The organism is Streptomyces ureilyticus, assembly GCF_011045025.1.
Taxonomy (GTDB): Bacteria; Actinomycetota; Actinomycetes; order Streptomycetales; family Streptomycetaceae; genus Streptomyces; species Streptomyces ureilyticus.
On the sequence record NZ_JAAKZX010000389.1, the window covers coordinates 1 to 3,959 of the forward strand.

1 protein-coding gene is annotated in these 3,959 nt (G+C 71.5%); it reads right to left on the reverse strand.

Annotated features, from left to right (window positions below):
- Positions 1 to 3,959 (reverse strand): type I polyketide synthase (locus tag G6048_RS47195; protein WP_165345769.1); only part of this gene is annotated, 3,959 nt, incomplete at both ends.

Sequence of the window (3,959 nt, forward strand, 5' to 3'; positions counted from 1 at the left end):
GATATTCGACTTCACCGACCCCAGCCACAACGGCCGATCCACCGGCCGGTCCTGCCCATACGTCGCCAGCAACGCCTGCGCCTCAATCGGATCCCCAAGCGTCGTCCCCGTGCCATGCGCCTCCACCACATCCACGTCCCCGGCCTCCAGGCGCGCACTGGCAAGCGCCGCCCGGATCACCCGCTGCTGCGACGGCCCATTCGGCGCCGTAAGCCCACTACTCGCCCCGTCCTGATTCACCGCACTGCCACGCACCACCCCCAGCACCCGATGCCCGTTCCGCCGGGCATCCGACAACCGCTCCAGCACCAGCACACCCACACCCTCGCCCCAGCCGACGCCGTCAGCGTCCGCCGAGAAGGCCTTGCACCGGCCATCCCGGGCCAGCCCACGCTGCCGACTCAGCTCGATGAACTCCTGAGGGCTGGCCATCACCGTGACTCCGCCCGCCAGAGCCATCGAGCATTCGCCGGCGCGCAGTGCTTGGCCGGCGAGGTGCAGCGCCACCAGCGACGACGAACACGCCGTGTCCACCGTCACCGCCGGGCCCTCAAGACCGAAGGCATACGAGATCCGGCCAGAGATGACGCTGGCGGTACTGCCTGTCATCGTGTAGCCCTCGACGTCCTCGGGCACCTTGTTGAGCCTTGAGACGTAGTCCGGGGCCATGGCACCAGCGAACACACCGACCTGGTGGCCTCGCACGGCCGCCGGGTCGATCCCGGCCCGCTCGAACGCTTCCCAGGACGCCTCCAACAGCAGCCGCTGTTGCGGATCCATCGCCAGCGCTTCACGCGGCGAGATCCCGAACAGCTCCGCGTCGAAGTCACCGGCGTCGTGGACGAACGCACCTTCGTATGCGTAGCTCTTGCCGCGCGCGTCCGGATCCGGGTCGTACAGCTGCTCTACATTCCAGCCGCGGTCGTCCGGGAAAGCGGACACCACGTCCCGGCCCTCGTCCACGAGCCGCCACAGCGCCTCCGGGGAATCGATTCCGCCGGGGAGGCGGCAGGCCATGCCGATGATCGCCAGTGGCTCGTCGGCGGCTGTGGGGACTGTGGCGACCGCTGCGCCCTGCGCGGCAGGCGCACTTCGTTCCGAACCCACCAGCTCGGACCGAAGCGCGAGGGCGAGGGCGAGCGGGGTCGGGTGGTCGAAGATCGAGGTCGAGGGGAGGCGAAGGCCGACTGCCGCACTGAGACGGTTCCGGAGTTCTACCGCCATCAGCGAGTCGAAGCCCAGTTCCAGAAACCCGCGCTGCGGCCCCACCGCGTCCGGTTTCGTGTGTCCGAGCGCCGCCGCGGCATGGGTACGGACCAGGTCCAGGAGCAGTCGCTCCTGTTCCGGCGCGGTGAGTTCGGCCAGCCGCTGCACCAGCGGGGATCCGGCCCCCTGTCCGCCGGCCTCGGCAGTGGCCGCGGTCCGCCGTACCGGGGCGGGGACCAGGTTGCGCAGCAGCGGCGGCAAGGTGCCAGTCCCGGCCTGGGCCCGCAGCACGCCCATGTCCACGGCAACGGGTACCAGCACAGCCCGGTCGCGCACGCGCGCCGCCATGTCGAACAGGCTCAATCCCTGTCGCGCGGGTATGGGGGTCAGACCGGAACGCGAGATACGCGCCCGCGCCGCTTGGTCCAACTGGCCGGTCATACCTCCGTCCTGGTCCCACAGGCCCCAGGCAAGCGAGAGCCCCGGCAGGCCCTCCGCTGCGCGCCGCTGAGCCAGAGCGTCGAGGAAGGTGTTGGCGGCGGCGTAGTTCGCCTGGCCCGGGCCACCGAAGATCCCGGCAACGGAGGAGAAGAGGATGAAGTCGGTCAGGCCGAGGCCGTGGGTCGCTTCGTGCAGGTTGACGGCGGCGTCCACCTTGGCCCGCAGTACGGTGTCCAGCCGCTCCGGCGTGAGGGCCGCGACCGTACCGTCGTCCAGCACCCCCGCCGCGTGCACCACCGCACGCAGCGGATACTCCGCCGGCACCCCGGCCACCAGAGCGTCCACCGCCCGGCGGTCAGCCACATCGCAGGCCACCATCGACACCGACGCCGCCCCCACCCCGAGCAGCTCCGCCTCCATCTCCCGCGCACCAGGAGCATCAAGGCCTCGACGACTGGCCAGGAGCAGATGGCGCACCCCGTACTTCTCCACCAGATGACGGGCCAGCAGACCGCCCAGCGCCCCGGTCCCCCCGGTGATCAACACCGTCCCCTCGGCATCCCAGACCGGGGACACGGCCGGCTCCTCCGTGGCCGTCACCCGGGCAAGACGCGGCACCCACACCCGCCCGTCCCGCACCACCACCTGCGGCTCACCCGCGGCCAACGCCGCAGGCAGGACATCGGCCACCGCAGCCGCGTCGTCCACATCCACCAGCACGAACCGGCCCGGATGCTCCGTCTGCGCCGACCGCACCAGACCCCACACCGCGGCATGCGTCAGACCGGACAGCCGGTCACCGGAGCCCACCCCCACGGCCCCACGCGTCACCACGACCAACCGCGAACCGACGGCCGACTCATCCGCCAGCCACGCCTGAACCGCATCGAGCACTTCGCCGACGGCGCGGCCCGTTCCTCGCGCGAGGTCGTCATCAGCCGGAGGCGGACAGACCAGAACCATGTAGTCCGGGTGCCTGACCCCGTCAGGCCGTACGGGGTCGCCCAGCATCGCCCACCCGGTGGACGACGGCGTATCCGCCGTTGGGGCGGGGACCCACTCCACGCCCAGAAGCGTTCCTTGCCCGCCACCCGCCTGCGATCCCGACAGCTGTTTCCTGGACACCGGTCGGGAGACCAGTGCGTCGACCGAAGCCACCGGGCGGCCCTCGGCATCCGCCATCTCGACCGACGCCGCATCAGCGCCGGTGAAGGTCAGACGGATACGTGCCGCCGTGGCGCCGGTGGCGAACAGGGACACCCCGGTCCACGCGAACGGCAGCCGGACCTGGTCGCTCGGGGCCTCGGCGTTGGCGAGCGCCGCGTGCAGGGCGGCGTCCAGCAGCGCGGGATGGATACCGAACCCACCCGCGCCTTCGGCCTGCTCCTCGGGCAGGCCGACCTCGGCGAACACCTCGTCCCCGCGCCGCCACACCGCCCGCAGCCCCTGGAACACCGGCCCGTAGTCATAGCCGGACGCGGCCAGATCCTCGTAGAACCCCTCCAGCGGCACCGGATCCGCATCAGCCGGAGGCCACACCGCCAGATCGAAGCCCTCGACACCAGACCCGGCCGCCAGCACCCCGCGAGCGTGCCCGACCCACTCCTCGTCCGGCCCGGCCTGCGAGTGCACACTGACCGGCCGCCACCCGGACTCGTCCTGCGCACCGATGCGGACCTGAAGGGCGACATCGCCTTCCTCGGGGATGACCAGAGGCATCTCCAAGGTGAGTTCTTTCAGACGCGGGCAACCGACCTCGTCCCCGGCCCGCACGGCCAGCTCCACAAACCCGGTCCCCGGGAAGAGGACCGTGCCGCCGATCGCGTGGTCCGCCAGCCATGGGTGCGTGCGCAGGGAAAGCCGCCCGGTCAGCACGGCGCCCTGATCGTCCGCCAGGCGTACGGCCGCGCCGAGTACGGGGTGTTGCGCCGAGGCAAGTCCCAGGGCGTCCGGATCGCCCAAGGCGGAGGCCGTGTCCTCCAGCCAGTAGCGTCGGCGTTGGAAGGCGTAGGTGGGCAGCTCGACCTGCCGCCCGCCCGGCAGCAGCGCCGTCCAGTCGACGTCGGCGCCGTGGACGTAGGCCCGCGCCAGGGCGGTGGTGAGGGACCGCGGCTCGGGACGGTCCTGACGCAGGAGCGGCACAACCAGCCGCGGCGTGCCGGACTCCTCGTGCTCTTCGAGGGTTTCCTCGGCCATCGCGGTCAGCACCCCGCCCGGCCCGGCTTCCAGGAATACGTTCACACCCTCACCGGCCAGGGTGCGGATACCGTCGGCGAACCGCACCGCCGCCCGCACATGCCGCACCCAACATG